Source organism: Mesorhizobium sp. B4-1-1 (assembly GCF_006439375.1).
In the GTDB taxonomy this organism is placed as follows: domain Bacteria; phylum Pseudomonadota; class Alphaproteobacteria; order Rhizobiales; family Rhizobiaceae; genus Mesorhizobium.
The window spans coordinates 397,052-422,472 of the sequence record NZ_VFTH01000003.1; the positions used below are offsets into that span (position 1 = coordinate 397,052).

Below are 25,421 nucleotides of genomic sequence, written 5' to 3' on the forward strand. Positions count from 1 at the left end.
ATCATCGCAAGTGTGATCACTGATCAAAATTCAAGAGGGCGGATGCACGCCCCTGGCCGGAGGGATTGAAGACTTGGTTTCAATCGACGAGGTGGCTGTCGGCGCCCCCGTGCTCACGGCGAAGCACGTCGTGCGCCGTTTCGGCGGGCTGCTTGCGGTCAACGACGTGTCCTTCGATGTGCGTCGCGGGGAGATCCTCGGGCTGATCGGTCCCAATGGCGCTGGCAAGACCACCATGTTCGACCTGCTGGCCGGCAGCCTGCCGCCGAGCGGCGGCGACATCGTGTTGAACGGCATCAACGTTTCGGGCGAGTCCGCGCATCGCCGCCTCGGTCGCGGCCTTGGCCGCACCTTCCAGATACCTAGGCCGCTGGCCAATCTCAGCCTGATCGAGAACGTCATGCTGGCGCGGCAAGGGCAGACGGGTGAAAGCCTGCTTGCCAATTTCCTGCGTCCGTTCCGCGTCGCGGCCGAGGAGAAGGCCGCCGAGGACAAGGCCATGGACCTGCTCGATCTGGTTTCCCTGTCGCGGCTGGCGCAGGAGCCCGCGCGGGTTCTTTCCGGCGGTCAGCGCAAGCTCCTCGAACTTGCGCGCGTGATGATGGCCGATCCCGCCATCATCCTGCTCGACGAACCGGCGGCCGGCGTCAACGCGACGCTGCTGGAGGTCATCATGGATCGCATTCGCGGCATCAACGATCGCGGCGTGACCTTTCTGCTCATCGAGCACAACATCGACATGGTGACCCGACTCTGCCACCGCGTGCTGGTCATGGCGAGCGGTCAGCTCATCTGCGAGGGAACCGCCGGCGAAGTCGCGCGCGACCCGCGCGTCATCGAAGCCTATCTCGGAGGCACGGCCGATCCTGGAGGCGCGGCATGAACGAACCCGTGCTGGAGGTGCGCGATCTCGTGGCCGGCTACGAACCCGGCGTGCCGATCGTTCGCGGCGCCTCGATCCGTGTCGACCGGGGCGAGATCGTCGTCGTCCTGGGCCCCAACGGGGCCGGCAAGTCAAGCTTCATCAAGGCTATCGCCGGCCTTGTGCCCGTCTCGGCGGGTCAGGTCCTGCTCGAGGGGCGCGACATCACCGCCGTTCCCGCCCACAAGATGGTCGGCATGGGCCTGGCCTTCGTGCCGCAGACCGAGAACATCTTTCCGCTGATGAGCGTCGAGGACAATCTCAAGACGGCGGGCGGCGCCCTGAGGTCCAGGGAAGCCGCCGAGCGCATCGCCCGCATGTACGACACCTTTCCAGACCTTAAGGCGTTTCGCCGCGTCAGCGCGGGCAACCTCTCGGGGGGCCAGCGCCAGATGCTCGCGGTCGCCCGCGCCCTCATCGTCGATCCGAAACTGCTGGTGCTGGACGAGCCGTCGGCGGGGCTGTCGCCGAAATTCGTCTCGATGGTGTTCTCGATGCTGAGCGACATTCGCAAGTCGGGCGTCACCATTCTGCTCGTGGAACAGAACGCCAAGGCCGCGCTCGCGATCGGCGACCGTGCCTATGTGCTGGTCGAAGGCAGGGACGCGCATGAGGGCGTCGCGTCCCAGCTCTGGGACAACCCGGTGGTGGCCGAACTCTATCTCGGCCAGCGTCCGCGCCAATCCAGGGGAGGCGACGCATGAGCCTGCAGTTCCTGGTGGATGGCCTGCTCACCGGCTCGATGATCGGGCTCGGGGCCATCGGCGTGACGCTGACCTATTCGATCCTGCGCTTCTCCAACTTCGCTCATGGCGACTTCATGGCCTGGGGCGCCTACGCAACGCTGGTCGTGGTCGGCGCCATCGGAGCGACGTTCGGCAAGGTGGCGCCCATCGGCGCGCTGTCCTTCGGCTGGCCGCTCGTCCTCGCCGCCGTCATCGGCTGCGCGCTGACGGGATTGATGGCGCTGCTGCTCGACTTCCTGCTGTTCTCGCGCCTGCGGGAAAAGGGACAGGCCATCATCGTGGTGATGGCGAGCTTCGGCGCCTCGATGGCGCTGCGCAGCCTGCTGGAATTCATCTTCACGTCACGGCCGACCTACTTCTCGCGGGCGATCCAGATCGCCATGCCGGTCGGCTTCGGCATTCGCGTAACGCCGGACCAGATCGTGCTGCTGATCCTGACCGTGCTTCTGGTAAGCGCCACGCACCTGCTGATGACCCGCACCCAGATAGGCCGCTCGATGCAGGCGGTCAGCCAGAACCCGGCGCTGGCTCGCGTCGTCGGCATCGACGTCGCCAAGGTGGTCCGCGCCACATGGCTGCTCGGTGGCGCGCTGGCCTGCGTCGCCGGCGTCATGGTCGGCATACTGGTGCAGATCCGACCCCTGATGGGCTTCGACATGCTGCTGCCGATGTTTGCCGCCGCCATTCTCGGCGGCATAGGTAGCGTTCCCGGCGCCGTGCTGGGCGGCCTGATCATCGGGCTCGCCGAAGCGGCCGCTGTGCAGTTCATCGGCGCGGAATGGCGCGCGGCGGTTTCCTTCGTCATCCTCATGGCGGTGCTGTTCGTCCGGCCAATCGGTCTTTTCGGGAGACGGGAAAGATGATCGACCTGATCGGATACGGCGCTTTCTTCCTCACGACGGCCCTGATCTTCGGCCTCATCAGCCTCGGCCTCAACCTTCAATGGGGGCTCACCGGCCTGTTCAATGTCGGTGTCGCCGGCTTCGTGGCGATCGGCGCCTATGTGTCGGCCCTGCTCACTACGCCGCATGATCCGGCCCGTTTCGGCGGCTTCGAACTGCCGATCCTCGCCGGCTGGCTCGGCGCCATGGCGGTTGCCGGCGCCGCCGCCGCCATCACCGGCTTCGCCACGCTGAGGCTGAAGTCGGACTATCTCGCCATCACCACCTTCGGCGTGGCGGTGGTGGTGCAGCTCGTCGCGCTCAACGCGCAGTCGCTGACCGGCGGCGCCTTCGGCATCGGCTTCATCCCGCGCCCCTTCGCGGCGCTCGCCGAAACGCCGCTGCTGTTCAACCTCTCCAACATGGCGATCGTCACAGCGGTGGCGTTGGTCGCCTTTCTGGCGCTCCAGCATTTGTCGAAAAGCCCGTGGGGCAGGGTGCTGAAGGCGTTGCGCGAGGACGAACGCGCCGCGATCTCGCTCGGCAAGAGCGCCCGCTTCTACCGGGTCCAGGCATTCGCCGTCGGCGGCGCGCTGATGGGCCTGGCCGGCGCCGTGCAAGCGCATTTCATCGGCTTCATCGCGCCCGACAATTACGCCCCGATGCTGACCTTCCAGGTCTGGGTTATGCTGATCGTCGGCGGTTCGGGCAGCAATGTCGGCGCCGTTGTCGGCTCGATCCTCGTCTGGGCGATCTGGGCCGGCTCGGGCGCGCTGACCGCCACGCTTTTCGCTCCCGAACAGCAGGCGCGCGCCGCCTCCCTCCAGATCGTTGCGATCGGCGTCATGCTGTGCCTGATCCTGCTGTTCCGGCCCAACGGCCTGTTTGGCAATATGACGCAGCGCCGCCGCTTCCGGCTCGGACAACGAAAGCCGTCATGAAAGACATCTCGCTTTGGCAAGCGGTCGCGCGCAACCAACGGCGCCGGCCCGCCCTGGACCGCGCGCTCGATGCCGATCTGGCGATCGTCGGCGGCGGCTTTTCCGGCCTGTCGACGGCATTGCACGCGACTGAGAAAGGGCTCTCCGTCGTCGTCCTCGAAGCGGAGGTCGTGGCCTGGGGGGCGACGGGCCGCAATGCCGGCTTCGTCGTGCCGAATTTCGCCAAGAGGGATCCGGACGACATCGTGGCGCTGCTCGGGGCCGAGCGCGGCGAACGTCTGGTCAGCCTTGCCTGCGGCAGCGGCGACCTCGTCTTCGATCTGGTCCGGCGGCACGCGATCGATTGCGCGGCCGACCAGAGCGGCTGGATCCAGCCGGCGCCCACGGCCCAGGCTTTCGCGAAAGTGCGGGCGCGGGCCCGGCAATGGGCGGCCAGGGGGCGCCCGGCGGTCGTTCTCGACCGGGATGAGGTAAAGGCCCTGACCGGCGCAGAAGGCTATGCCGGCGGCTGGATGGATCGCTCCGGCGGGGTGATCAATCCGATCGAATACGCGCGCGGTCTGGCCGACGCCGCCGAGTCCCGGGGCGCTCATATCTTCGAGAATACGCGCGTGGGAACGATCGCCCGCGAGGCGTCCGGCTATCGATTGACTACAGAGGGTGGATCGGTCCGCGCGAGCAAGGTCTTCGTGGCGACCAATGCCTATGGCGGGGGCCTTTTTCCGGAACTGTCACGCACTTATTTTCCGCTCCGCGTTTTCCAGTTGGCGACAAAACCGCTGCCGGCATCGGTTCGCCGGCGCTTGCTGCCCGGCAACCAATGCGTCTCGGATACGAGGCGCAACCTCTTCACTTTCCGCTTTGACGCCGCGAACCGGTTGATCAGCGGTGGAATGCATGTTTTCGGATCGGGCTCCGAACAGCGCGTGCCCCGCGCAATCCACCGGCGGCTTGCCGAGAAACTCGATCTGCCGGATATCCCGCCGATCGAATACGCCTGGTCCGGCATGGCCGCCGTAGCGCCCGATTTTCTGCCGCACCTTGTCGAACTTGGTCCCGGCATCATCGCGGGGTTCGCCTGCAACGGGCGCGGTATCGCGATGACGACAGCGATGGGCGGCGTGGTGGCCGGGTGGGCGGCGGGCGCCGACCCGAACAGCCTGCCCATTCCCTATGCCCGCCCCGGCGCCATACCCTTTCACGCCCTGCTCAGGCACGCGCCGAACGCACTGCTTCCGTGGAGCATGCTTCGCGACCATCTCGACGAAGGCAAGGCGTAGCCTCATATCTCGCTCAACGTGCGTGGTCCTACATGACACAGGAGCGAGGATCGGTTCCTGTTGCAAACACATTGTGCCGTCCGGACTTGTCGGTCGCTATGCGGAATTCAAGCGGAGGCTCCGCAGATCGTGTGCAGCGTCGTTTCGAGATGAACCGCCGCTTGTGAGCTCTGCGACAACTCTAGTAACGAGGGAGGCGGCCATCAGCCAATCGATTCGCCTCCTCTGGCCCGCAGGTTTCTTCCTCGGGCACTTTCGTACGCCTGCCGGGGCCCGAAACTCTTCGCGACGCAGACCCGCAGTTCCTGGTGCCCCGAAAGCGAAGTGAACGTTCCGCTCCTTGGGCCAAGTTCTCTACGGCACCTCCGAGAACGGAAGACCCGCGCGGCTTGCTGCCATGCTGAGATGCTTGCGCATGTAATATCTGGCGCCATCCGGATCGCGCATGGCGATGGCCTGCAGGATATGATCGTGCTCCTGCACGGCCATCAGCAGATTGCCGCGCCGGCCTGCGATCAGACGCTGGCTCTCCAAAAGCACGCTGGCAAAGGTCTGGTGCATGTCTACAAGCAACTTGTTGCGCGAAATGCTCATAACGAGGTGATGGAAATCGAAATCGGCCTGCGCATAGGCCACGAGATCTTCCGCCGATGCGGCCTTGCGGAAAACGGCGATCGTTGCCCTCAGCGCCCCGATCTCGTCGGCGGTGTCGCTGATGGCGGCGAGCTCCGCCGCATAGCTCTCGACCACGTAGCGGAACTGGTAGACCTCGGCCAAGGGATAGCGCGCGCCGAAGCGCCATGGCGGCGTGGCGGGCATGTCGGCCGGATCGGCGCACAGGAAGCCGCGGCCATTGTCCTTGGCCACGATCTCACCCAACGTGGCGAGGATGGACAAGGCCTCGCGCAACGTCGCTCGGCTGACGTTCAGCGTGCGTGCCAGATCGCGCTGCGGCGGCAGCGCGTCGCCGGGCTGCGGCTTGCCGTCGCCGATCATCGACCGCAGCGCGGCGATGGTGGCCTGCGCTACGTTGCCGCCATGATCAGCGCGTTTGTCCGGTTGTCCCGACGAACTATTTTAAATTGGTTTAGGTCGAACTCTGGCGCAAATTCGGCGACGTTGGGATGGGCCTGAATCATTCCCACTCGATTGTCTAAACACCATATAACATATTGAAATCACTAGAAAATTTAGTCCGACGACGCGCAAATTCCGACACCGAGGCCGCCAAAAAGTTATGCTTTTGATTTTAAAGGGAAAATCGCCTAAAAAATATTTTCGAGGTTTCGCCGACTATCGGTGTCAGTCGGCCTATTTTTGCGCTCGCGGCGTCCGGTAGCGGACGTAACTCCCGTCGCAGAAAGTACCGTCACCATTGTCCATCACACCTCGCCAGAGCGAGCCATCCACCGCAGCAAAATCGCAAACCGACAGAAACGTCCCGCATGGCAACCTGGCCGCGCTATCACTCATGCAAACCCCAGTTTCGGTCTGGATCGTTGCGTCGATTGTCTGCCTCTGGAGGCATCGTCTCAGAGTGTCGGGGCTGGCCATCGGAACCTGTCCAGTCAAACCTAACCCGCCAACCAGTGCTCTTCCCGCTGTTGCTCTTGTAGCCGATGACCTCCTTACGCACTGTGATGCCCGCCAACACCATCGAACCTGAGCCGGTGCCCGCATTCGCGATAAACACGCTGTCGATCAGGCGATGATCCAAAAGATCGCTTTCCAGAATCAGCGACGGGTCTTTAACCGCTTGCGCCCTCCTCTTTCGCTCCGCGATCTGCTTCCTAAGTTTGTCACCTTCCTCAAGATAAGCTTCTGCCGCCGGCGCGTCTGTCGGCGTATAGCCCCTCTTCATCGGAAGGCGTCCGGCCTTGTATGCCAATAAAATCGCTGCCGCCGCATCAGGGCCGACCTCAAGAACGAGATCGAGCCAATTCCTGTCACGTGAGTAAATGTCGGATCGCTCAGCCTTCGATAAAACTCCTCCTTCAAGAACGAGCGTTCTCGTCTTGATGGGCATGATGCCAGGCAGGCCGGAAAGGAAGTCCGTGAGAGAGCGCATCGCCGGCCCTAACAAGTCATTTCGTAAGCCACTGACCATAAGCTTCGACATCGATCATAGGAACGGTGCCACTAAACTGAAGCTGCGATATCAACTTAAACAAGAATGCCGTCGCCGGCTTGTTCTCGTTGACGAACGTATAGCTCGCCGCAGTTTGATCGAAGAAAAAATGGCCATGTGACGCGACGCAGCCGATGTCGAGCCTCCCATCACTAAAGTCGGCGACCAGTGCCTTCTCAAATGACGGTCCCAGCGCTGGACTCCACTCGCTCTCGAAGGTCAAGAGGCCGCCCAAGATTGGAATCAGCGGCTTCGCCGGATAAACGCCCTTCGCGTATGGAATGGGGAGACTCGTGCGATGCAGCCGGCGAACGCTTGCGACCTTCTCCTGCGCATACGCGACTAGACCAGCGTCTGTTGTCTGCTTCGCCTCGAAAACGGCGTAGACGCTCTCAGCTGGAATAATGGTCTCGTTTTCGTATGTGAAGATGAACGGCGAATATTGACGGTCGAAGATCACGACATCGATCTGCTGGCTGAAATTTCCAAGACTGTCCACCACATGTGCCTTCGCCGCTTGGTAGCGCTTCGGCAAATACGTCTCCAACATGCTGATCCAGACATTCTCGCTGGCATCACCTTTCGTACCCGGATGGTTGAACGACTTCCGAACGGTTGCGAGACGCTGCTGAATATCTTCATGTAACGAGGAAAGAAGCTGGGATAGTGACCATTCTGACATCGGTAAACTCCACTGTGATTTTAGCGCTGGCCGTCAGGACAGCGGAAATTTCGGGCCGAACAGTTCGCGCCAGGCTCGCAACGCTTCGCCATTCCGGCCGCGACGCACATGGTCGATTGCAAGAGTTGCTTCGCGCTCCGCCGCACGCAGAAGGTCGCGCCCTCGCATCTTGCGCGCAGTGTCCATTCCGTTACTGATCGCCGGGCCGAGGCCGGCAGGGTCGGGCCACTCATCGAAAATCCGGGCCGCGAGCGTCGCAAAGAACCCCTGAATCTCGCGGTCAAAGCTGCCACCCCAGCCGCCATGTAGGCACTGGAGCGCCATAACCTCGATAAGGAACGAAGGCTTCACCGGCTTCTCGCCGTGCTTCGGATTATTGTTCCAATATTTCACCATCCGCACGAGACCCTTCCATTCGTTGGAATAAGCCTGATGCGCCGCGGTGGCATCTGCGGCATGGGTTTGAGGGTTAGTCTCGATCCACTTGCCGAGTTCATTGTCGGGGATCTCGAAATCGTCGTCCTTATCGAACGCCGGAACGACATCGACGCTGATGACGCGATAGTCGGTGTTGTCGTCAGCATCGGCCTTCACGCCGAAATCAACGTTGATTGAGCGGTTCTGCTTCTTGGCCTTGACACCATATTTTTCGACCAAGGCATTGTGAAAGTCGGTCAACACCACTGATGGCGCCTTCGAGCGGTAATGATCCTCCGATGGCTTCAGAACGAAGAAGATATCGACGTCCTTCAAAGGCTTCGTTTTGGTCCAGCGCGCGTATGAGCCAGTCAGAAAGCTCCGATCAATCTTGAATTTTGTGTCGAGATAATCCCGCACTTCCTTCTGGCGCGCCGACGCGTTCGCCTGCTCCCTGTCGTTCAGCTCGAGACGGCTTTTGAATTTGCGGAACGCTTCATCGACCGTGAGCATCAGGCCCTCCTCAGATATGACGTGCTGGCGCCAAGGCCGCTGTGTTCAACCGTGGTGCCGAGGCTTTGCCGCACCATCCCGTCGGTCGAGCGCCCGGTCGTCGTGCTCCACCCGATCACATCGGGTCGGCCAGGTTTCGTGTGCAACAGGAACCGGTAGCGAGCCTCGCTCGGAACCAAGCCCGCCTTCCTGATTGCGTATTTGAGCTGTTCGGTATCGGTCCAGAAATTACCGTCGCCGCCTGACCAGCCGTAGGAGATATCAATGTCCCATCGGAAAATCAGAGCATCGGTTTTCGGGTTGTAGATTTCCAGCTTTACGGTTTCGAGATCGCCAGTGTTCATCCAGGTCTGAACGCCGCGCATGTGCGTTTCCCAGTCGCCGACGAACTCCGATGGATCGAGCCCGCTGAGGCGAATGATATCCTTCAGGCTCTTCAGGATGTTATCCGCGACGTAGGTAACGGAATGCGTATAAGTGTTGACGGCAACGTTGGTCATGAGCCGAGAAATCCCTTCGGATCGAAGACAAGCGCCTGAGATTTCGTGGTTGTCGCTTCGTCTGCGCTGGACACCGCTTCGTTGAGATCGCGTGCCGTAATACGGGTGCTGTGCTTCTTCAGGGCGCCCTGAACCCAGGCAAGATCATCCGCCATGCATGGAAGAGAAACCCGCCAGTCCCCCTTCAAAGGGTCAAAGCCCAGAGCCTCTTCGTTAGCGTCCGAGCCCTCGACAGCATCATCGTCATAGAGACAATAGATGCGAGTCCGAGGACCATCGCAGGTCACCGTGATTGCGGCGTCTTTCGGCGCCTGATCTGCGATCACGCTGGTGGCGACGCCGGAGACGGCAAGAAGCTCAGTCCGCGCACCGCCGGTGTTTCCCCGGGTCAACAGATCGACAATCGCTATCCAGGTCCGTGAGGCGTCACGCTCAGGCGTGCTTTTGAAGGTGCGGCTGGCAACAGTGCTCATGACGCCTTGCCTCCCGGCATACGGCCCATCTTGGCGGCCCGGGCTGCGGTAAAGAGATCTTCGACCGTCACGCGTTCCGGATTCATGGCCGTCTGCGGGCTGCTGGCCAAAGCGTTGGCCACCATCTTGCGGATGGCTCGCCCGTCGAGCCCGACACATTCGGCTGCACAACGGTCAAATCCTGCAGCAGTCGGCAACCTCGCGATGGCCGGATAGGTCTTGCCAAGTCCGGTCAGGCAGTCCCTCAAGATGCGCGCGCATGCCTCGCGATCCGGCAAGGGCACATGCATGACGAGATCGCAGCGCGAAGTGAAGGCGGCGTCGACGGCCTGGGGAAAGTTGCTGGTGGCGAGGAACAAAAGATTCGGGTGCTGCTCGGCCAGTGCGTCGAGCTGAACGAGTACGGCGTCGGTGGCGCGATGGATATCGATCGGATTGGCTTCCAAGCTCATTTTCGACCGGTCGGCGGCAAGCGTCTCCACTTCATCAAGGAGGACAATGGTCGGTCCTGCGGCGGCGGCTTCGGCGATCGACTGTGAGAACAGCTCGGATACGGCACGCTGGGTTTTGCCCATCGCTGAACTGGTAAGCGCGTGCGGCTCGACTTCGAGCAGGCGGAAACCACCACCCGGAAATGTCTCTGCGGTACGATGCGCCAACCCGCGAGCGAGAGAGGTCTTGCCGGTCCCAGGCGGTCCGACAAGCAGAATCACGCCGTGCAGCGGAATGACACTGCGATCGACCTTGCCGCGCATCGTGAAGTTCAGCATCGCCTGAGAGAGGAGTTGGGCCTTCAGGCGCTCATCTAGGATGATCGAATTCCACAACGCTCCTAGCGTGGGATCGGGAAGCCGGCGTGCGCGCTGGATGCCCTTCGGTTGGTTAAAGTCTTCGTTCTGTACCGCCGTCAGCTTCTGCATCTTAGTTTGCCTCGTGCCGCCGATGGCGGTGGTTGAATGCACCTCATAAAAAAGCCGCGCCCGGATCGGCACGGCGGTCAGCCCTTCGGCGGATTGGGATCGTGCCCGTGGCTGTCGCTCTGGCCGATGCGGCCATCCTTGTTATGGATGCGCAGCTCCGTTTCCTGATTGCGGCTCACCTGCCGGCCGTAGTCGATCGCGTCCTGCTTCCTATCGAAATGTCCCGAGGCGCGCTCACCGCCGCCACGCTTAACATCCCACCCGCCATCACGGCTCGGCACCACATGATGGGTGTCTGGGCCTCGCTTATCCGCCATATCTTGATCCTCTCTCAGGGTCGTAAAATAAAAAGTACCGCTACTCCGAACTAAATATAGGAGGTGAAATGCGCGTTGTCAAGGACCACATATATCGCTACTCTGAACAGAGGCGATTTGGAGTATGGAGAGCATGACATGTCGACGCCGCTAGGCGACAAGATCCGGGATCTGCGAAAGGCGAAGGGCTACACCCTCGACAAACTCGCTGAACTCGCCGAATCGAGCAAAAGCTACATTTGGGAGCTGGAGAACAAGAATCCGCCCCGCCCCTCGGCCGATAAAGTTGCAAAGATCGCGGCGGTTCTCGGTGTTACGGCTGACTACCTTATCGACGCGACCGAGAAGGTCGGCGTCGAAGACGCCACAGACAACGCCTTTTTTCGCAAATACAGAAAAATGGACGCAGCCACCAAAGACAAGATTCGACGCATGGCAGACCTATTGGGCGACGACGAATGACGCGGCCGCTGTCACCCGAGCGCTGGGCTTTCGAGATCACCCATCTCCTGAATGCTGTGTTCGGGGCGGATCGTTTTCCGATCGATATTCCGGCGGTGGCACGGGAATACACGGCGCAACGATTTCCCGATGATCCGATCATCAGCGTTCAGGGTGACAACTTGCCGGGCTTCGATGGCGCTCTGTTCAAAGCTCCAACTGGCCGCAAGGGCTGGGGAATCATATACAACAACCGGATCAGTTCGAAGGGCCGGATCAATTTCACACTAGCCCACGAGTTCGGCCACTTCCTGCTGCACCGGTCGGCGTACCCAAATGGTTTCCGCTGCGGTGAACAGGATGTGGTTCGCTGGGATTCCGAATATGGACAGGTAGAACATCAGGCCAACGTATTCGCCGCCAACTTCCTGATGCCGCTCGATGACTTCCGTCGCCAGATACCGGAAAGGGACAAGGTCGATCTCGACATGATCGCCCATTGCGCAGATCGGTATCGTGTTTCCCTCATCGCTGCGACATTGCGTTGGCTCAGTTATACGCAAAAGCGAGCGGTCCTCGTCGTATCCCGCGATGGTTTCATTCTTTGGGCCCGTTCAAGCCCATCCGCGCTGAAAACCGGTGCGTTCTTCCGCACGTCGGCAGGACCGATCGAGATTCCGGCGACATCGCTTCCCGTCAAACAGGACCTGCTCATTGATGGCAGGGCGACCATCGATCATGGGGCCGGTGTCTGGTTCCGAGAACCTGTGCGGGAGATGACGGTGTTCGCCGAGCAGTACGATTTCGCGATCTCGCTGCTTCTGCTCGATGACGCTGGGCCGTCCGCTTCGTTTGAAGCTGAAGATGAGCCTGACGTCTTCGACAAGATGATGCCGCAGCCCGGCCGGCGCGAATGGTGACGAGGATGTGTCGTGCTCGATGAAGATTTGCGACACCGCGCTCGCCGGCTGATGGCTGGCGATTTTCGAACCGGGGATCTGGATCGCCTATTCCTCGGCCAAAGGGACAGAGCATGGGGTCGCGCCGCTTTTCGCGAAATCGGCGATTTTGTTGCTCATCGCGACACCCGCGAAAAAGGTCTCGTCACTCAGGCGGGAAAGGATGTTTTCACGAGTGTCGACGTCTGGAGCCTCAAGATGCGTGGCCTAGAGCCGTCCTGGATTGATATCGCGCGTGCGGCCGAGGCCAACCTGCGGCTCGCGTCCGACGAACAGACAAGATCTGGCTGCGGGTGTCAGCGCGGAGTGGCGAAAAAGAGAATGCGGAGCGCTCTTGAAAAGATTGATCGGCAAGAGACGCCAACTGGCCCAGAAATCAAAGCGCTCGACTATCTTGGCAACCGGTTCATATGGAAACCTGCTTTTACATCCGGACAACTGTTCGGCGAATTCAAGGAGGTTCTGATCCGCAACAACATCGTCTCGAAGACTGATATCGCGACACTGAATGAGGCGGAGGTTTTCGTTACCCTATACGCGTTATCCGTCATGCACGGGTCGACGATCATGCTGAACGAAACCAATAAAGCAAGACTGTACGCCGGCTTCGCCAACCGCGATCGCTTCCTCGAGATTAAAGTCGAGATACTTTTCAGCGAGTTGAGCAAGCCTCTGATGGCTCCGATTTGCCTTTTTCTGACAGGCCTCGGCCCCGACGGGCATTGCGATCCCAGTCTTGGTACATCTGCTGATACGGTTTTGTTCAATAGTTGGGATTTTCCGATTGATATCGATCGAGACAATCGGCTCTGTCAGATTCATTAGGGCCCTTGCGGGTTCCCACAATCGAGGCAGAAGGGGTTGGGCATTCACGCAGCCGCTGAAATCACACGTCGCCGAGCAAGGCCGCACTCCTTCGCTGATCGCCTTGCGGGTTGACCGTATCGGCGTGTCCTTCGCCGCTCATCATGGCCCACAGGTTCTTGGCCGCATGCCAGCCGATGGCCTGAGTTCCTTCAGTCGTCCAGGCCGCGACATGCGGCGTGCACAAGACGTTGGGTAGCGAAAACAGCGGATCGTCGATCTTCGGCGGCTCCTGGTCGAACACGTCAAGCGCGGCACCCGCGATTTGGCCATTGGCCAGAGCTGCTCGCAGGGCCGTGTAGTCGATCAGCGATCCGCGCCCGGTGTTGACGACGATGGCCGACGGTTTCATCTTCGCGAAAGCAGCGGCGTTCAGGATGTGATGGTTATCCGGGCTTGGCGTTGCGTGCAGCGTCAGGAAGTCGGATTGCTCCACCAGTGTGAGGAAGTCGACGAGTTCGATGCCGGGAGGCGCTTCCTTCAGGAAGGGATCATAGGCAAGGATGCGGGCCTCCCAGCCCGACAGCCGTTGCGCCACGCCACGGCCGATGCGGCCGAGGCCGAGGATGCCGACGGTGGCGCCGCGCAGCGTCGCGCCATGTGTCAGGCCGCGCCACCCGCCACGCCGCATGAATTCGGGCGTCCACGTGCCAAGTTGTTTTGCAACAGCAAGCATCAGGGCGACCGCGTGCTCACTGACCGTGAAGATCTGGAAATCGTTCGGCGTGCTGGAAACCAGAATACCGTGCTCGGTGGCAGCATCGATGTCGATGCTGTCGACGCCAATGCCATATTTGGAGATGTAGCGCAGATCCGGAAGCGCCTGCATGACGCGCCGGGTGATGCGGGTGCCGCTTGCCCCCATCAACGCGACACAGCCCTGTGCGTTGGCAATCAGCTCATCCTCGGTGAAGCGCTTGAATGGCATTTCCCAGAGCGCATTGCCGAAAATGACGTTAACCCCACGCTCGCGCAGCCAGTTCAGCGAGGCGTCAGTCGGGTCGTAGCGTTCAAATGCGAGAACGCTGGGCAAGCCTTGAGCACTCATGATGGCGCAGTTCGCCGATACATTGTCCCCACTCCCCGCGGAGAATGGCACACGGCGGCATAGCTTGCAAATTTGCTAATATGATCCTTCGGGCTTGAGCCTCCGACGACCCGGTGTCGAGGAACTAGTTAACAGCTCAATCTCGCGCTCGACTCGTTGAAAACTTAACGCCATGATGGCCTCCTTCTTGGGAGGGGATATCGCGCAGAATCATTGGGGTATCGACGGCTGTACTTTTGGCCGCTTGCTCGACCACGCAGCAAGCAAATACAGCTCTATCGACAAAATTCGCGGGCAAATCGGCGGACAGCTTTTTTCTAACATATGGTCCGCCAGCGTCGTCCTACACTATGAATGACGGCAGACGCATGTATATCTGGGCTGAGACGCAGCGCAATTTTCAGCTGCCCGGAACTTCGACTTCGACGGTCAATATGATCGGGAACACCGCCTTCGTGAATACGACGACGACGCCAGGCGCCAACATTGCCATGCAATGTCAAGTGCGATTGGTTGTCTCGAAGTCGGGCATTATCGAGCAGATAGGTGCGCAGAGTGACTCCATGGGAGTCTCGCAAACCAGTCGCTGCAACGAAGTCTTTGGGCGATCATAACAGCTTAATCGGCTCGATCAGTCCGGCATGGTCGTTGGGCTGCTTGTTGATTGCCGCCGCATTCACTTCCCGGCCGACGCGGTAGAACTGCAGCCGATCGTCGAGGTCGTGGGTGAGGATATCCTTCAGGTCCCCTGTCGGTGTTTTCGGGTCAAGCCAGGCACCATAGTAGGCCGGGTCGAGGATGAGTGGCTGGCGGTCGTGGACTTGGTTGATCGGCGTCCCGGACGGCTCGGGGATGATGGTGCAGCTCGTGACGTCGAGATTGGAATTGTAGGCCCACAGGCCCGCGAACGAAAATGGGGCGTGGTCGGGCTCAAAGATGAACCACGGATCTTTTTTGCCGTCGGCGGGCGATATCGACCATTCGTAATAGCCATCTGCCGGGATGAGGCAGCGCTTCGATTTGAAGGCGTCGCGGAAAGCCGATGTCGTGTCGACGGTCTCGATGCGGGCGTTGAACATCGCTGCCTTGGGCATCTTCTTTGCCCAGAACGGCACCAGCCACCATCGCCCGTTGCGAACCTTGTGGTTGCCATCATCGGCGGCCGTGATGAACGGAACCTCATCTGTCGGCGCGATGTTGTAGCGCGGCGCGTCATTGCGCCCGACATCGGCCGGTGCCGTCAGCCGGTATAGCCGATGGATTTCAGACCACGGCAGATATCGGGTGTAGCGACCGCACATTGGTGCTTGCTCACTCCATGTCGGGTACGTCACCGCTCACGAACAGAGTGTTTGGCGGACCGTAATCACCGAGCGCCGGATCGGCATCCCGGCTCCATGCGATGACGCCTACATGCTTGCCCGCAAGTGCTTGCGCAGTCCGAATTGCCCGCTCTTCGCTTTGCTGATCAGTCGGCCCGTACATGGGAAACAGCTCTCCGTCTTCGCCGCGGTCAAAGGCGACTACAACGATCAGCTTCGGCTTCTTCTGCTCAGGAAGGACGTACGTTGACATTCAACGGCCTTTCTCAATTGAGGGGCGCAGATCCCACTTCAAGCGCATCTATCGCGTCGAGCACCGCCTGGCGCTTCGGCTCGATAGGCTCTTCTGGGTGGAAGCGTGCGAGTGATAGCGAGGAATAGGCAACCGTTACGGCGCTGACGAGTTGCTGCGCTTTCGAACCATCTGGAACCTCCGCAGTGGCGGCGAGCGCCAAAAAAATATCCGATTGTCCCTGAACTCCCGCTGGCCATCCTCCGCCTGGGTGATCTCGCGCATTCGCGCCAGCGCGGTTGCGCGGTCAGCTAGTTCCGTCTCGGGATCGTGAAGCAGCTGCAGGCCGCAAACCTGGCCGCGTTTCTCGTCCGGCCAGCCCTCACAGCACGCCTCGATCGCGGCATTACTTGCCGCCCACCAAACCTCGGCCGCGGCATACTCGTCTTCCGATGGCTCTTGGTCCGGCGGGAAGCCCATGTCGTCCCAACGCTCGACGGCGAACGAGCCGCTGGCGGCATCTTCCGCAGTCATGCCGGCGCGGTCGAGCACTGCCGTTCCAGCGGCGATACCGCGCCGTTTCTCTTCAGGGGTGGCACCCCTGGCATCCATCAAAATGTCCATGACTGCCTCCTATGTGGCTGTCCGACCCACAGTGAACGAAATAAGAACAAAGAGTCAAGAGAGCCCTTGACGGCGTAGGACTATGTTCCTCATTTCAGCATATGCCGGAACAACCTGAGAAGTGGCCGCGAGGGCAAGCTTGGACGCTGACGCATGCCCATGACGCGGGGCAGGCGTGCGGTATTCGCTGCGGCAAGTGCAACCTTAAGCGCTTCTATAAGCCGCTCGAGCTGCGCGAGGTCATCGGCAATGTCACGATCGACGAGGTGCGCGAAAAGGTGCGTTGCCAGCAGTGCGGAAGCCGGGAATGGATGGACGCGGAGCTATTCCATCCAACCGGAGAGCAGGCGCATACGATCCGATATCGGCGCCTGGTCCAGATCCGATGGGAGAAGCGGGTAATCTGGCGCGATGAGTGAGCATCGAGCCTACCTAATTGGGGTCGGTGTCGACAAGCTATGAAACTCTTCGAATTGGTCTGGGAAGTTGTGTGCTAGGTAGCGCACCACCTTGGAATTATCCATCAGCCGGTCCAAATAGCGACCGGCCGCCAGCAGTTTCAGGCTCACGGAGCCACGTCGCTCCACAGCGCTCAAAAACTCACTGCTTAGCCTGCCAAGTTCTGGCGTCATCGCGCCGAGTTGATCTTCAGACACGTTGGCTATCGTCGTTGGATCGAAACCCTCGGCCAGCAGAGGGCGCGGGGTAAAGGCGACAAGGATCTTCGTGTATGTGAATGTGACCCGCTCCATACCGACCATCAGTCGGGCAATTTCCATTTGCCTGGCCGGGAGCACATGCCGCAGCAAACCGAAGATCTTCACTTTCACAAAGCAGTCCTGGAGGAAAGCGAGGACGTCCGGGCAAATCCCGCTGACAGGTTGCCCGCCCGCGCTGCTGCCTGCAGGCAACATGCCGGCATGCTTTGCTGTTGCCGTCTCTAACGGAGCGTCGTCGTGTAACCTCTGCACCAGGCAGTTTGGGATGGTGGCAAACCCCTCTGACATGAGCAACGAGAGAAACTCTTTGTCATTCATTATCACGTGAAGCGCTTCGGCCAGACGGACCAGGCAGCGTTCCGCTTCCTCGGTTTCTCGTATGAAATCGCGCTTGCGGCCGCACGCCGCCTTGTAGGCCGGCAACAGCTTGGGCGCGAACAGCTTCTCCTTCGACCCAGGTTGATCGGCAGCAATTTCGCGGGCGTGTCTCTGGGCGCTGCCGTGCAAAGCCTTGTAGGCAGCTTCCCGAGTCAAACGGCGCTTCAACTGTACCATAGGGTCTCGGCACTGGCTCGCGCTGACAGCTTGACGAGGGGGTCGAGCGTGGAAAAGAGGTAGGTGTCCAGCCGCGCTCCATTGTTCGCGGCCAATTGCGATTTGCCGACGATTTCAGAAGCGGGGGCAATGAGGTAGTCCCGAATGACCAGGTCACCCGGGCGCATCCTGATCAGGGTGAAAATGTCGGCCACCGACTGGCGTTGGGTGTCCATGGACCAGAAAGGGTAGCCGTGGTCGGAAGCGCGGCAGCGTGCGATTTCGACCGCAACCGTGAACTCGTCGTTGATCCGTAAGAGGTCGGCCTCTCTTTCGTAGGTCGCCTTGCCGCCAACGCATCCGATCGCGGCCAGTAGGTCCCCGATCGCCTGTGTGCGCAGCGACGCCAGTCGCTCTCGCGATGTGATAAACTGCCAGTTCTTGGGTGGCTGATACCCAATCAATTCGTAGGCCTTCAGAAGGCTCCCGAAACGATGATGATACAAGCTGGCCTTAGGACAATCAGGCGCAGCCTCGATGATCGAGCTGGACAGGGCGCCGTGACGCACCAGGACCTTCTTCAGTGCAGCCAGAATCTCGTCATTGCTCACGCGCAGATGCGAATAGAGCTTTCTGTGGATGGCTTGAGCCCGATCGAACAGCTTGCGGTCTACAATCGGCGCGAATGCGCCTTCCGCGCGCACCCACTGTTCAGGAGGATTGCTTACTGCCTTTGCTTTCAGCTTGCGGGAGCGCCTGTTCCAGACATTGGTGCCGACGTATTTTTCATTGGTCAGGACGCCGCGCACGGTTTCCCGCTTCCATGGTCGCTCAAGGTCCGTCAGCATGCCGCGCTTGTTCAGGAGCCTTGCCATATCGAGTTCTGTCATGTGCGTTTTGACGAATTGACGGAAGATCCACCGAACCGTTGCAATCTCTTTCGCCGGCCCGGGTACCAGGATCGTTCTGTCGGTGTGCACGCTCTTTTGCTCGTGCTCAGAGAGGATAAGTTTGGGGCGTCCCCAATGGTCGATAATCTGGCGCCTCAAGCCGAGACCTGGCTTACCACCCTGGCGGAATCCCAACCGGATCAGCCTTGCCTGCCCTATGAACGTTTTTTGCGAGAGCATGCGGCTGTGCTCGGCCGCCATGCTGCGTTTGATAGCCTTGAGCACGTCCGAGCCGATACTGCCATCGTTCAAGAACTGCTCGGCGCAGAATTCGATCCGCACGCCGGCCAGATGGCACCGGTACTCGTAGGACGCGCTTTCATCGACGTTCTGAAAGCGGCCCCAGCGGCTAACATCATAGACAACGATGGTTTCGAAATCGGCGCGCCCGCTCTCCACGTCGGCAAGCAAACTTTGCAGGCCGGGGCGCCCTTCCAACATGAGGCCGCTGCGACCGGCGTCCTCGTAAGTGGCGACGATCTCGTAGCCCATGATATCGGCATAGTTGCGGATGGCATCTTTCTGATTTTCGATCGAGTAGATCTGCTGCTCTTTCGACATGCGCACATACTGCGCAGCGCGAACCCTCCGCCTCCCTTCAGGAGTGGTGCGGGTCGATGTAGCTTTGTCCATCGTCTTGCGCCGTCGTATTGGCGCTTTAAACTAGCGGTCGATGACCGTGCGGCAAGAGGAACGGAATGCGCCAGTACGTCGGGCTGATCCACAAAGATGACGCCAGCGACTACGGAGTGTCCTTTCCCGACCTCCCGGGCGCTATTACGGCCGGGGCAACTCTCGAAGAGGCACGCGAGTTGGCCGAACAGGCTTTGGCCTTTCACGTTGAAGGTCTGATCGAGGACGGCGAGGCGGTTCCAGATCCCACTTCCCTTACGAAGGTCATGGCAGAAGCCGACCGTCGGGCGCTCACTCCGATCATGGTTCCGCTTGGCGCCTTCTGAACATCTTTCCCCTTTGGCAACCATGGCGATCAACTGCCGGGAAACCGTGATTCACTTCGTGAGCGAGCTCCGCCGCCGTTCCGCCGCAATGCGACCGCAGGTGGGCGAAATCGCCCCTGTTTTCAACCTGTTGCCATTTCCTGGGGCTTCAGAGGAGTTCTAGTGATGATCATCAAGAAGGCTATTCTGGCGGTGCTCATGGCCGCAGCCCTTGCCGGCTGCGAGACGCAGACCGAGGGCCAGCAGCGGGCCACCACCGGTGCGTTGCTCGGCGGCGCCGGCGGCGCACTGGTCGGCCAGGCGATCGGCGGCAACACCAAGAGCACCGTAATTGGCGCAGCGAGCGGCGCGCTGCTCGGCGCCGTCGTTGGCTCGGCCACCACCCCGCAGGAGCCGCGCGGCGGTCAGCTCTGCCGCTACCAGGACCGCTACGGCCGCATCTACACTGCGCCCTGCGACGACCGGTATTACAACAGCAACTATTGATCGAAGTCTGATCCGCGGGAGGCCGGCGCCGACAACGCCGGCTCCTTTGCGCCGTCATTCTTTTGTACGGTTTGCAGAATAAGAAGGTTTGCGGCGGGCAGGAGGAGGTCGAGAATGACAAACCTTGCCGGCGCCCTGAAAAATCGTGGCAAACACGCGGTGAAGCGGCTGGTTCGCTATGATAGCCGCAACTGGCTGCGCATCCGCCAGATCGAAGCTTTCACAGTTTTCCTCGAAGCGGCCAACCGCAAGTCGCGCGACGTTGTCGAGATCTCGCCGGGCTGGAACCGCTATTGGCGAGCCCTATGCCCGGACTACCGCTCAGTCGACTTCCCCGACTTCGACATCTGCAAGGACCGCACCGACGACCAATATTCGATCGTCATCGCCGACCAGGTGCTGGAGCATGTGCAGCGCCCGCAAATGGCCGCCGCCAACATCCACGCCATGGTGAAGCCCGGCGGCTGGGCGATGGTGGCGACGCCCTTCCTGTTCCGCGTACACGCCCGCCCGCACGACTACAACCGCTGGACGCCCTCGGGGCTCAAGCAGCTGATGGTCGAAGGAGGCTTTGGCGAAGACGACGTGCAGGCCTTCGGCTGGGGCAACAAGGCCTGCGCCAGGGCGCACATTGGAGGGCCAGTCCGCGCGTATGGCGTGTGGCGGGACCTGAGCAACGACGAGGAATATCCCTTGATGGTTTGGGCGTTTGCCAAAAAAGCCGCCTAAACCGGCGGGTCATTCATGTTGATGGTATGGCTAATTAAACGGCCGGCAATAATCGAGATGCTACCTCTTTCGGCCGTGAACGACCGTCCATTAGAGATCGCTTGTTTCGAACGGGCCGCGAACAGAATGAACACACCGCCCCTGGCTGCACAAAGACTGTCACCTGACCGTTAATGGGACGCGTTTGTTGGCACCGCAATTGCACTGACCTGTTGGACAGCCAGGGCGGACAAATAGATGCGTATATCGGTAGGACCAGCTAAGCGCGAGGGTTCGTCTCGAACGATATTTCATCGTCCGTTGACCGATGGAGACGTCCGACAAGGAACACCCGGAGCGGTCATCGTGTCGATCGACGCCGAGGGCCTATATACCGACGGGTCGCGGTATAGATACACAATGGAGTTCACACTAGACGATCTGCAGGTGGCGATAAGGGGGTCACAGCGCTAAGTCAGTTTAAGAGGCGGCCTCGCAGGGCGCGGGAATCGAAAAGCCCGTCGCAGCTAATGAGCATGAAGCGACGGGCTTCTGAAGAATAGACGGCTGCATCCTGCCACTCGGAATCGACCGCTAGCCTACAACCGTTGAGCGATTGAATTGTTCCAATTCGGGACGAAAAGGCTGCTTCTGGACGCTCGCCTCTTTGATGATCCGCAAGGCTTCTTCGGTGGTGATCCCGCACCTGCGAGCACAATAGGCGGCTTCCGTTTGAAGTTCTTCATCAAACGGAAGCAGGCTAAGAAGAAGGTAGCCATCTGTAGCACCGATCCCTTCAATCGCTTTCAGATTTTGAAAATGCGGCGATGATTGCCTCGAGCGCGACGTTCAATGCATTGGAGAAGGTGCGCCCCTTCTGCCACACCGCGACGTAGTGATAAAGCGCCGAGGGTTCCACTGGCCGTGCTTCGAGTCGGAACGCTACGTACTCGCGCGCGATAATCTCGTTGGTTATCGCAATGCCGAGCCCTGCTGAAACATATCCGGCCTCGTGACCGTTGCAATCGAACTCGACCAGAATGTCGGGCTCCGCGCCGGCAAAGCGCAGGGCGTTGAAATTCATCTGGTGGGCAGCGAATTGCGGATCGATGTCGACGATCGTCTCGCCGGCGAGATCCTGGGCATCGACGCGGGCCTGGCGCGAAAACCGGTGGCCGGGAGGAAAGATGCAGACGTTGCGCGCCGATCCGAGCGGCGCCCATTCGAACAGGCGCGGGTCGAGCGGCAGTCTCGAGATGCCGAGATCGGCGCGGCCGGCCAGGATGTGCTCGCCGATCTGGTCGTAGCTGCCCGAGATGGAGCGCACATTCGAGGCGGTCCTGGCATGGATGACGCCAACCACCTTCGGCAGGGTGACGAAACCGAACACAGACGGGGCGGCGATCGCGATCCGCTGTTTTTCTTCATTCTTCATCGCGAAGATGGATGCTTCCAGCCGCCCGAGCGACGTCAGCGCCATTTCGACGTTCCGCAGCAACTCCCAGGCCTCGAGCAGCGGCACGATGCGGTTGGCGGACCGCTTGAAGAGCGTGAGGCCGACGGTCGCCTCGAGCTGCTTGACATGCTGGCTGACGGCCGGCTGGCTGATGCCGAGCTCGGCCGCCGCCCGCCTTGTCGAGCCGGTTCGAAGAACGGCGCGAAAGACCTGCAACTGACGGAACTTGAAGCCGCCTGGCAGCAGTTCCATTGCCTGCGCTCCTTCCAACGGACGGGCCGATGCCCTTTGCGGTCGCTGCTGGCAGACGCCGGGGGCAAAATCTGCAGGGTCCGCCCCCGAGATCACGGGCGATCTCGGGACACACTATAATATGGTCACTATAGTGACTGGTAAAGCTGAAGGTTTGCTTATCGCTATGCGCGCATGCGCCTGGCGGAGATTTTTGGAGCGAACGTTCGCACGGTCCGCCTGAAGCGCGGAATGACCCTGGAATCGCTCGCGACCGAGGCGGGCCTTGCCTACAGCTACATGGGCGGGATCGAACGCGGCCAGAAAAATCCCAGCCTGAACGTGGCCGAGAGGATCGCCAAGGCGCTGGAGTGCGATCCCGTTGTCCTCTTCCGCGTGAGTTCAGCAGACAAATAGCCGGCTCCAAGATCAGGAGTCCGCCCCTCGATCGCCTCCATCCCCAAATAGCCGGAGCCAGCGCTCGGGCCGGGCTGGCGGATGGGCTTGGCTCGTCAGGCTTGCAAAGCGCCGGCTGCCTTCTTTGTGGCGCAATGCCAGTCGAGCGATGCGGCCGTCGCCAAACGACGATTTACCTCTAGATTAAATCTCGCGTTATAAGGATTTCTTATAGCAAAAATTATGAAAATTATAGATTGAATGCCAATAATTTAGATCTTATCCTAATACAAGTCCGCCAGTTAACTCAGAGTTATTCGCAATACAAGGCGCAACCGAAGGTGTGCCCGCCGGTTATGATCTTCACGCGGCCGGCTCTTCTCAGCGTATTGTGCTTCAAGGAAAACGCTCAATGGGTGGTTTTACTGGTCAATTTGCTGCCGCCCTCACCGTAACCGTCAGCCTTGGGCTGATCAGCGGCTGCTTGGGGACAGCCGCCGGATTGCTTCTGGCGATCTCGAAAGGCTCGGCACGCCCGCCGCTCGCCCGCATCGTGACTGCCTACACCACGGTTGTGCGCGGCGTGCCTGAGCTTCTCATCATCCTGCTCATCTATTTCGGCGGGACCACGCTCGCCAGTAGGCTGGCCGGGCGCTATGTCGAGGTGAACGCCTTCAATGCCGGCGTCATCGCGCTTTCGGTGGTTTTCAGCGGCTATGCGACCGAAGTATTCCGCGGTGCGATCGCCGCGGTGCCCACCGGTCAGACCGAAGCGGCCAAGGCGCTTGGCCTGGGCGCCTGGCAGCGCTGGCTCCTCGTCATCGGACCGCAGATGCTGCGGCTGGCGCTGCCGGCCTATGGCAACCTCTGGATCTCGCTGTTCAAGGACACCGCGCTGGTCTCGATCGTCGGCCTGACCGACATCATGCGCGTCGCCTATGTCGGGGCCGGGTCGCTGCGCGCCCCATTGACCTTCTATCTCGCGGCATCAGCCATCTACCTGTCGCTGACCACCCTCACCCTTCTATCGATCCGCTTCGCGGAGCGGCGCTATCCCGCTCTTGGCCATTAGGAGCGAGCGCCCATGAACTTTGGTCTGATGCTCGACGCGGTTGCTGTCCTGCCTTCCGGCATTGCTCTGACCCTGACCCTGACCGTGCTGTCGCTGACCGCCGGATTTCTCCTCTCGGTGCCGCTTGCCTTCGTGCGCGCTTTCGCGCATCCCGGCTTCTCGGGCGCGGCGCTCGCCTATACCTATGTCGTTCGCGGCACGCCGATGCTGGTGCAGCTCTTCCTGATCTACTACGGCCTCGGCCAGATCGAGGCGGTGCGGGCAAGCGTCTTCTGGGTGGTGCTGCGCGATCCCTTCTGGTGCGCACTGCTTGCCTTCTCGCTGAACAGCGCCGCGCACACCACTGAGATCCTGTGCCGCGGTCTCCAGTCGGTGCCTAGGGGCGTCATCGAGGCGGCTGCCTCGCTCGGCCTGAAGCGCTTCCAGACCGCCCGCCTGGTCACCTTCCCAATCGCTTTCCGGATCTCGCTCCCGGCCTATGGCAACGAGGTGGTGGGCATGATCAAGGGCTCGTCGTTGGCGAGCACTGTGACGCTGCTCGAAGTCACCGGCATGGCCAGGCAGATGGTTTCGACGACCTTCGCGCCCTACGAGATCTTCACCGTTGCTGGAGCGATCTACCTGCTGTTGACGTCGATTGCCGTCAAAGCCACGCAATTCCTCGAACGCAGGCTTTCGACCGATCGCCCGCCAGCACAGCGGTCGAGACCACGATGGCGCCCGCCGCTGCCAGGCCAAGGCATCACGACGCCGATGCCCTGACGGCGCGCCGCTCCAGAAGCTCCTTCCAACCCAGACCAAACAAGAGGTGCATCATGCGCATACCCCTGGCTATTGCTGTCGCTATCGCGGCGCTGACGCCGGCCTTCCCGGCCGGCGCCGAAGGCGAACGCGTCGTAACCATCGCCTCCGAAGGCGCCTCGCCGCCCTGGGACGGCACGGACGACAAGGGCGAGCTTTATGGCTATGACATCGACGTCGGCCGTGAGCTTTGCCGCCGCATCGCGATCAAATGCACCTTCGTCCCGCAGGACTGGGACGGGATCATTCCGGCGCTGCTGGTGGGCAAGTTCGACGTCATCATGTCGGGCATGGCGATCACCGAGAAGCGCAAGCAGTCGATCGCCTTCTCTGTCCCCTACGCCAGCGGCTTCAACCAGTTCGTGGTGCGCAAGGAGCTCGGTCTCGACCCGGGCGATACCGGTCAGAAGGTCAATCTGTCGACAATCGGGGACAAGGAGAATGCTGCCATCGAACGCCTGCGCTCGACCCTCGGTGGCAAGGCGATCGCGGTGCTGCGCTCGTCGAATTCCGAAGCGGTGGTGAAGCAGCTCATGGGCGATGTCGTGACGATCCGCAGCTATGACAGCCTGGACAACATGAAGCTCGACCTTGCCGCCGGCCGCGTCGACGGCGGCCTTGCCGACTATTTCACGTGGCGGGATTTCCTGGAGACGCCGTCGGGATCGGGAGCCGTGTTCTTCGGCCCTGAACTGAAGGGCGGGCTCTGGGGGCCGGGCGTCGGCGCCGGTATGCGCAAGGACGATACCGAGCTCCTGACCAAGTTCAACGCGGCGATAGAGGCCGCCATCAAGGACGGGACGATCAAGGCGCTCAGCCTGAAATGGTTCAAGACCGACATCTCGCCTGCGGTCTCGAACTAAGCCAGCGCCGAGCCCGCACCCGACGCAGCGCCGCCC

Annotated in this window: 31 protein-coding genes; 16 read left to right on the forward strand and 15 right to left on the reverse strand. The window is 60.8% G+C overall.

Annotated elements, in window-relative coordinates:
- Positions 1–73: 73 nt before the first annotated feature.
- Genes FJW10_RS06570 through FJW10_RS06590 form a run of 5 tightly spaced genes read left to right on the forward strand, consistent with a single transcriptional unit; the run spans position 74 to position 4,770 of the window.
- Positions 74–883, forward strand: a complete 810-nt coding sequence (locus FJW10_RS06570) for an ABC transporter ATP-binding protein (protein ID WP_140899265.1) — start codon at positions 74–76, stop codon at positions 881–883.
- Positions 880–1,626 (forward strand): ABC transporter ATP-binding protein, encoded by a 747-nt coding sequence (locus FJW10_RS06575; protein WP_140834923.1) that lies wholly within the window; start codon positions 880–882, stop codon positions 1,624–1,626. The genes FJW10_RS06570 and FJW10_RS06575 overlap by 4 nt, the downstream gene beginning before the upstream one ends.
- Positions 1,623–2,531, forward strand: a complete 909-nt coding sequence (locus FJW10_RS06580) for a branched-chain amino acid ABC transporter permease (protein WP_140899267.1) — start codon at positions 1,623–1,625, stop codon at positions 2,529–2,531. Before FJW10_RS06575 ends, FJW10_RS06580 begins: the two co-directional genes overlap by 4 nt.
- Positions 2,528–3,490, forward strand: a complete 963-nt coding sequence (locus tag FJW10_RS06585; RefSeq protein WP_181177436.1) for a branched-chain amino acid ABC transporter permease — start codon at positions 2,528–2,530, stop codon at positions 3,488–3,490. Before FJW10_RS06580 ends, FJW10_RS06585 begins: the two co-directional genes overlap by 4 nt.
- Positions 3,487–4,770 carry an FAD-dependent oxidoreductase gene (locus FJW10_RS06590; RefSeq protein WP_140899269.1) on the forward strand — a complete coding sequence of 428 codons (1,284 nt, stop codon included), beginning with the start codon at positions 3,487–3,489 and terminating at the stop codon, positions 4,768–4,770. Before FJW10_RS06585 ends, FJW10_RS06590 begins: the two co-directional genes overlap by 4 nt.
- A 354-nt stretch (positions 4,771–5,124) precedes the next feature.
- On the opposite strand, the gene FJW10_RS06595 is transcribed toward FJW10_RS06590, so the two are convergent.
- The 8 genes from FJW10_RS06595 to FJW10_RS06630 all read right to left on the reverse strand — a co-directional run bounded on the left by FJW10_RS06595 (position 5,125) and on the right by FJW10_RS06630 (position 10,720).
- Complete coding sequence (locus FJW10_RS06595; RefSeq protein WP_281405115.1) at positions 5,125–5,784, reverse strand: FCD domain-containing protein; 660 nt, start codon at positions 5,782–5,784, stop codon at positions 5,125–5,127.
- Between the two features lie 451 nt (positions 5,785–6,235).
- Entirely contained in the window at positions 6,236–6,838 is a 603-nt protein-coding gene (locus tag FJW10_RS06600; RefSeq protein WP_140899273.1) for a hypothetical protein, read from the reverse strand.
- A gap of 16 nt (positions 6,839–6,854) precedes the next feature.
- On the reverse strand, positions 6,855–7,580 hold the full coding sequence (gene nucC / locus FJW10_RS06605) for a CBASS effector endonuclease NucC (protein ID WP_140899275.1): 726 nt from the start codon (positions 7,578–7,580) through the stop codon (positions 6,855–6,857).
- Between the two features lie 33 nt (positions 7,581–7,613).
- A complete protein-coding gene (locus FJW10_RS06610; RefSeq protein WP_140899277.1) occupies positions 7,614–8,510 on the reverse strand; it encodes a CBASS oligonucleotide cyclase in 897 nt (298 codons plus the stop codon).
- Complete coding sequence (locus FJW10_RS06615) at positions 8,510–9,010, reverse strand: HORMA domain containing protein (RefSeq protein WP_140899279.1); 501 nt, start codon at positions 9,008–9,010, stop codon at positions 8,510–8,512. The genes FJW10_RS06610 and FJW10_RS06615 overlap by 1 nt, the downstream gene beginning before the upstream one ends.
- A complete protein-coding gene (locus FJW10_RS06620) occupies positions 9,007–9,483 on the reverse strand; it encodes a hypothetical protein (protein ID WP_140899281.1) in 477 nt (158 codons plus the stop codon). Before FJW10_RS06620 ends, FJW10_RS06615 begins: the two co-directional genes overlap by 4 nt.
- Positions 9,480–10,403 carry an AAA family ATPase gene (locus FJW10_RS06625; RefSeq protein ID WP_140899283.1) on the reverse strand — a complete coding sequence of 308 codons (924 nt, stop codon included), beginning with the start codon at positions 10,401–10,403 and terminating at the stop codon, positions 9,480–9,482. The genes FJW10_RS06620 and FJW10_RS06625 overlap by 4 nt, the downstream gene beginning before the upstream one ends.
- 77 nt (positions 10,404–10,480) lie before the next feature.
- Positions 10,481–10,720: a DUF2188 domain-containing protein gene (locus tag FJW10_RS06630; RefSeq protein ID WP_140899285.1), complete on the reverse strand. Its 240-nt coding sequence runs from the start codon at positions 10,718–10,720 to the stop codon at positions 10,481–10,483.
- Positions 10,721–10,858: 138 nt separating this feature from the next.
- Between FJW10_RS06630 and FJW10_RS06635 the strand changes: the two genes are divergently transcribed.
- From FJW10_RS06635 to FJW10_RS06645, 3 genes are read left to right on the forward strand one after another with little or no spacing between them, the layout of a single operon-like run.
- The gene (locus tag FJW10_RS06635) at positions 10,859–11,182 is read left to right on the forward strand and encodes a helix-turn-helix transcriptional regulator (RefSeq protein WP_140899287.1); all 324 of its coding nucleotides are present in this window, start codon (positions 10,859–10,861) and stop codon (positions 11,180–11,182) included.
- The gene (locus tag FJW10_RS06640; protein ID WP_140899289.1) at positions 11,179–12,081 is read left to right on the forward strand and encodes an ImmA/IrrE family metallo-endopeptidase; all 903 of its coding nucleotides are present in this window, start codon (positions 11,179–11,181) and stop codon (positions 12,079–12,081) included. The genes FJW10_RS06635 and FJW10_RS06640 overlap by 4 nt, the downstream gene beginning before the upstream one ends.
- A 12-nt stretch (positions 12,082–12,093) precedes the next feature.
- A complete protein-coding gene (locus tag FJW10_RS06645; protein WP_140899291.1) occupies positions 12,094–12,945 on the forward strand; it encodes a hypothetical protein in 852 nt (283 codons plus the stop codon).
- Between the two features lie 61 nt (positions 12,946–13,006).
- Here FJW10_RS06645 and FJW10_RS06650 read toward each other — a convergent pair whose 3' ends face one another.
- The 4 genes from FJW10_RS06650 to FJW10_RS06665 form a co-directional block, all read right to left on the reverse strand.
- Positions 13,007–14,032, reverse strand: coding sequence for a hydroxyacid dehydrogenase (locus FJW10_RS06650; RefSeq protein ID WP_140899292.1), 1,026 nt, complete (start codon positions 14,030–14,032; stop codon positions 13,007–13,009).
- 608 nt (positions 14,033–14,640) lie between these two features.
- Entirely contained in the window at positions 14,641–15,366 is a 726-nt protein-coding gene (locus tag FJW10_RS06655; RefSeq protein WP_246674134.1) for an SOS response-associated peptidase, read from the reverse strand.
- Entirely contained in the window at positions 15,344–15,607 is a 264-nt protein-coding gene (locus FJW10_RS06660; RefSeq protein ID WP_140899294.1) for a hypothetical protein, read from the reverse strand. The genes FJW10_RS06655 and FJW10_RS06660 overlap by 23 nt, the downstream gene beginning before the upstream one ends.
- Positions 15,608–15,742: 135 nt before the next feature.
- Positions 15,743–16,210, reverse strand: a complete 468-nt coding sequence (locus tag FJW10_RS06665) for a hypothetical protein (RefSeq protein WP_140899296.1) — start codon at positions 16,208–16,210, stop codon at positions 15,743–15,745.
- A 101-nt stretch (positions 16,211–16,311) separates the two neighbouring features.
- On the opposite strand from FJW10_RS06665, the gene FJW10_RS06670 reads away from it, so the two are divergent.
- Positions 16,312–16,629: a hypothetical protein gene (locus FJW10_RS06670; RefSeq protein WP_140899297.1), complete on the forward strand. Its 318-nt coding sequence runs from the start codon at positions 16,312–16,314 to the stop codon at positions 16,627–16,629.
- Positions 16,630–16,638: 9 nt separating this feature from the next.
- Here the strand turns inward: FJW10_RS06670 and FJW10_RS06675 are convergent, their stop codons facing one another.
- Together FJW10_RS06675 and FJW10_RS06680 are read right to left on the reverse strand one after the other, a co-directional pair.
- The gene (locus tag FJW10_RS06675; protein ID WP_140899299.1) at positions 16,639–17,484 is read right to left on the reverse strand and encodes a plasmid partitioning protein RepB C-terminal domain-containing protein; all 846 of its coding nucleotides are present in this window, start codon (positions 17,482–17,484) and stop codon (positions 16,639–16,641) included.
- The gene (locus tag FJW10_RS06680; protein ID WP_140899301.1) at positions 17,472–19,046 is read right to left on the reverse strand and encodes a recombinase family protein; all 1,575 of its coding nucleotides are present in this window, start codon (positions 19,044–19,046) and stop codon (positions 17,472–17,474) included. Before FJW10_RS06680 ends, FJW10_RS06675 begins: the two co-directional genes overlap by 13 nt.
- Positions 19,047–19,111: 65 nt before the next feature.
- On the opposite strand from FJW10_RS06680, the gene FJW10_RS06685 reads away from it, so the two are divergent.
- The 3 genes from FJW10_RS06685 to FJW10_RS06695 all read left to right on the forward strand — a co-directional run bounded on the left by FJW10_RS06685 (position 19,112) and on the right by FJW10_RS06695 (position 20,587).
- Positions 19,112–19,372, forward strand: a complete 261-nt coding sequence (locus tag FJW10_RS06685; RefSeq protein WP_140836501.1) for a type II toxin-antitoxin system HicB family antitoxin — start codon at positions 19,112–19,114, stop codon at positions 19,370–19,372.
- A 165-nt stretch (positions 19,373–19,537) separates the two neighbouring features.
- Positions 19,538–19,858 carry a YMGG-like glycine zipper-containing protein gene (locus FJW10_RS06690; protein ID WP_140899345.1) on the forward strand — a complete coding sequence of 107 codons (321 nt, stop codon included), beginning with the start codon at positions 19,538–19,540 and terminating at the stop codon, positions 19,856–19,858.
- Positions 19,859–19,972: 114 nt separating this feature from the next.
- The gene (locus FJW10_RS06695) at positions 19,973–20,587 is read left to right on the forward strand and encodes a methyltransferase domain-containing protein (protein ID WP_140899303.1); all 615 of its coding nucleotides are present in this window, start codon (positions 19,973–19,975) and stop codon (positions 20,585–20,587) included.
- 775 nt (positions 20,588–21,362) lie between these two features.
- Here the strand turns inward: FJW10_RS06695 and FJW10_RS06700 are convergent.
- Positions 21,363–22,274 carry a LysR family transcriptional regulator gene (locus FJW10_RS06700; protein WP_140899305.1) on the reverse strand — a complete coding sequence of 304 codons (912 nt, stop codon included), beginning with the start codon at positions 22,272–22,274 and terminating at the stop codon, positions 21,363–21,365.
- Between the two features lie 174 nt (positions 22,275–22,448).
- Between FJW10_RS06700 and FJW10_RS06705 the strand changes: the two genes are divergently transcribed.
- From FJW10_RS06705 to FJW10_RS06720, 4 genes are all read left to right on the forward strand, one after another.
- On the forward strand, positions 22,449–22,670 hold the full coding sequence (locus FJW10_RS06705) for a helix-turn-helix transcriptional regulator (protein WP_140836522.1): 222 nt from the start codon (positions 22,449–22,451) through the stop codon (positions 22,668–22,670).
- 391 nt (positions 22,671–23,061) lie between these two features.
- The gene (locus FJW10_RS06710; RefSeq protein WP_140899307.1) at positions 23,062–23,721 is read left to right on the forward strand and encodes an ABC transporter permease subunit; all 660 of its coding nucleotides are present in this window, start codon (positions 23,062–23,064) and stop codon (positions 23,719–23,721) included.
- Positions 23,722–23,733: 12 nt separating this feature from the next.
- A complete protein-coding gene (locus FJW10_RS06715; RefSeq protein WP_140899308.1) occupies positions 23,734–24,483 on the forward strand; it encodes an ABC transporter permease subunit in 750 nt (249 codons plus the stop codon).
- A 53-nt stretch (positions 24,484–24,536) separates the two neighbouring features.
- Positions 24,537–25,385, forward strand: coding sequence for a transporter substrate-binding domain-containing protein (locus FJW10_RS06720; protein WP_140836539.1), 849 nt, complete (start codon positions 24,537–24,539; stop codon positions 25,383–25,385).
- Positions 25,386–25,421: the final 36 nt, after the last annotated feature.

Excerpts from the sequence above, each read along its gene's own strand:
- FJW10_RS06575 (WP_140834923.1), top strand. The coding sequence starts at position 880 with ATGAACGAACCCGTGCTGGAGGTGCGCGATCTCGTGGCCGGCTACGAA.
- FJW10_RS06580 (WP_140899267.1), top strand. The coding sequence starts at position 1,623 with ATGAGCCTGCAGTTCCTGGTGGATGGCCTGCTCACCGGCTCGATGATC.
- FJW10_RS06585 (WP_181177436.1), top strand. The coding sequence starts at position 2,528 with ATGATCGACCTGATCGGATACGGCGCTTTCTTCCTCACGACGGCCCTG.
- FJW10_RS06590 (WP_140899269.1), top strand. The coding sequence starts at position 3,487 with ATGAAAGACATCTCGCTTTGGCAAGCGGTCGCGCGCAACCAACGGCGC.
- FJW10_RS06600 (WP_140899273.1), bottom strand. The coding sequence starts at position 6,838 with ATGCGCTCTCTCACGGACTTCCTTTCCGGCCTGCCTGGCATCATGCCC.
- nucC (WP_140899275.1), bottom strand. The coding sequence starts at position 7,580 with ATGTCAGAATGGTCACTATCCCAGCTTCTTTCCTCGTTACATGAAGAT.
- FJW10_RS06610 (WP_140899277.1), bottom strand. The coding sequence starts at position 8,510 with ATGCTCACGGTCGATGAAGCGTTCCGCAAATTCAAAAGCCGTCTCGAG.
- FJW10_RS06615 (WP_140899279.1), bottom strand. The coding sequence starts at position 9,010 with ATGACCAACGTTGCCGTCAACACTTATACGCATTCCGTTACCTACGTC.
- FJW10_RS06620 (WP_140899281.1), bottom strand. The coding sequence starts at position 9,483 with ATGAGCACTGTTGCCAGCCGCACCTTCAAAAGCACGCCTGAGCGTGAC.
- FJW10_RS06625 (WP_140899283.1), bottom strand. The coding sequence starts at position 10,403 with ATGCAGAAGCTGACGGCGGTACAGAACGAAGACTTTAACCAACCGAAG.
- FJW10_RS06630 (WP_140899285.1), bottom strand. The coding sequence starts at position 10,720 with ATGGCGGATAAGCGAGGCCCAGACACCCATCATGTGGTGCCGAGCCGT.
- FJW10_RS06635 (WP_140899287.1), top strand. The coding sequence starts at position 10,859 with ATGTCGACGCCGCTAGGCGACAAGATCCGGGATCTGCGAAAGGCGAAG.
- FJW10_RS06640 (WP_140899289.1), top strand. The coding sequence starts at position 11,179 with ATGACGCGGCCGCTGTCACCCGAGCGCTGGGCTTTCGAGATCACCCAT.
- FJW10_RS06650 (WP_140899292.1), bottom strand. The coding sequence starts at position 14,032 with ATGAGTGCTCAAGGCTTGCCCAGCGTTCTCGCATTTGAACGCTACGAC.
- FJW10_RS06660 (WP_140899294.1), bottom strand. The coding sequence starts at position 15,607 with ATGTCAACGTACGTCCTTCCTGAGCAGAAGAAGCCGAAGCTGATCGTT.
- FJW10_RS06665 (WP_140899296.1), bottom strand. The coding sequence starts at position 16,210 with ATGGACATTTTGATGGATGCCAGGGGTGCCACCCCTGAAGAGAAACGG.
- FJW10_RS06670 (WP_140899297.1), top strand. The coding sequence starts at position 16,312 with ATGCCGGAACAACCTGAGAAGTGGCCGCGAGGGCAAGCTTGGACGCTG.
- FJW10_RS06675 (WP_140899299.1), bottom strand. The coding sequence starts at position 17,484 with ATGGTACAGTTGAAGCGCCGTTTGACTCGGGAAGCTGCCTACAAGGCT.
- FJW10_RS06680 (WP_140899301.1), bottom strand. The coding sequence starts at position 19,046 with ATGGACAAAGCTACATCGACCCGCACCACTCCTGAAGGGAGGCGGAGG.
- FJW10_RS06685 (WP_140836501.1), top strand. The coding sequence starts at position 19,112 with ATGCGCCAGTACGTCGGGCTGATCCACAAAGATGACGCCAGCGACTAC.
- FJW10_RS06690 (WP_140899345.1), top strand. The coding sequence starts at position 19,538 with ATGATCATCAAGAAGGCTATTCTGGCGGTGCTCATGGCCGCAGCCCTT.
- FJW10_RS06695 (WP_140899303.1), top strand. The coding sequence starts at position 19,973 with ATGACAAACCTTGCCGGCGCCCTGAAAAATCGTGGCAAACACGCGGTG.
- FJW10_RS06700 (WP_140899305.1), bottom strand. The coding sequence starts at position 22,274 with ATGGAACTGCTGCCAGGCGGCTTCAAGTTCCGTCAGTTGCAGGTCTTT.
- FJW10_RS06705 (WP_140836522.1), top strand. The coding sequence starts at position 22,449 with ATGCGCCTGGCGGAGATTTTTGGAGCGAACGTTCGCACGGTCCGCCTG.
- FJW10_RS06710 (WP_140899307.1), top strand. The coding sequence starts at position 23,062 with ATGGGTGGTTTTACTGGTCAATTTGCTGCCGCCCTCACCGTAACCGTC.
- FJW10_RS06715 (WP_140899308.1), top strand. The coding sequence starts at position 23,734 with ATGAACTTTGGTCTGATGCTCGACGCGGTTGCTGTCCTGCCTTCCGGC.
- FJW10_RS06720 (WP_140836539.1), top strand. The coding sequence starts at position 24,537 with ATGCGCATACCCCTGGCTATTGCTGTCGCTATCGCGGCGCTGACGCCG.